Raw genomic sequence first — 1,157 nt, 5'->3', positions numbered from 1 at the left:
TCTTAACGTCGCTTGGTGTACCACCACCATATAGTTCAGCTTGTCTCGAAGACCCAGGCTAGACACTGGTTTGGCCTCAAATTAAGAAGGTGGTGAGTCTTCCGCTTTCAAGCCCCATCCCTTTAGGGTGGGGTTAGTGACAAAACTACTGGTGTATATGGTCAAATTTTAACTTTAACCGCCACAATTCTTATATTGCTTCGCTAATACTAGGAACTGACCTGACGCCGTGACGTTCGCGGTGATGGGCCTGATTGAGTTGGTGATACTGCTGACTGTGTTGGCGCGCTTGCGGATCTGTCGGCTATTTTACGGAGGAGCCAGCAGCCGCATCGAGCAGCCACCAAAGTTCGCCTTCTGGTTGAACGAGTCTGGCTGGATAGGTCATTTCGTCGGCTGCGGGGGCAAAAATTTGAGCCAGGGCGGGTTGTTTGCTGGCTCCTGCGACCATGAAGATGACGCACCGGGCGCGGTTGATTAAGGGGACTGTAAAGGTGATGCGGGGTTGACCGTCTTTGTTGCCGACCGTTACTAGGGCGTCGCGGACTTGCAAGGCTGCTGTGCCGGGAAATAGAGAGGCTGTGTGCGCGTCGTCCCCTATGCCCAATAGAATGATGTCGAAAGCAGGAAACTCGCCCTCGGATACTTTGAAGAACTGCTGCAATTCGATTTGGTACGCCGAGGCGTCGGCTGCGGGGTCGCCGGCGCCTGTGGGCATGGGGTGGATGTTGCTGGCGGGGATGTTTACTCGATCGAGCCACGCTAGGCGCGCCATTTTTTGATTGCTGTCCGGGTGTTCTGGGGGAACGTAGCGTTCGTCGCCCCAGAAAACGTGAATTTTGTCCCAAGGCAGGTCTTGGCCCGAGAGCGCTCTGTAGAGCGGTTCGGGTGTGCTTCCGCCCGCTGCGGCGATCGTACAAACTCCGCGTTCTGCTATGGCGGCGTGCATTTTTGACAGGACAATCCTGAGCGATCGATCTATTAATTCTTCCCGATTTCCTAATACTTCTACTATTTTTTTCATCAGAAAAATGGGTAGAAACCCCGTCCTTTTAGGACGGCTTTACAATTGAATGGGGGGGGAGGATTAGTCCCCCGTTAAGCTTGCTACCGCCTTGGAACTACTAAATGCCGTGTACTTTTGTGCTGTACTTTCG

1 protein-coding gene is annotated in these 1,157 nt (G+C 53.3%); it reads right to left on the bottom strand.

The annotated features are described in order from the left end of the window. Positions 1-304: 304 nt before the first annotated feature. On the bottom strand, positions 305-1,024 hold the full coding sequence (gene pgl, locus ACUVJL_RS19970) for a 6-phosphogluconolactonase (protein ID WP_445247430.1): 720 nt from the start codon (positions 1,022-1,024) through the stop codon (positions 305-307). Positions 1,025-1,157: the final 133 nt, after the last annotated feature.

The sequence above is a fragment of the Microcoleus sp. OTE_8_concoct_300 genome, assembly GCF_031383065.1.
In the GTDB taxonomy this organism is placed as follows: Bacteria; Cyanobacteriota; Cyanobacteriia; order Cyanobacteriales; family Microcoleaceae; genus Microcoleus.
This window is presented reverse-complemented; position numbering and strand designations above follow the sequence as displayed.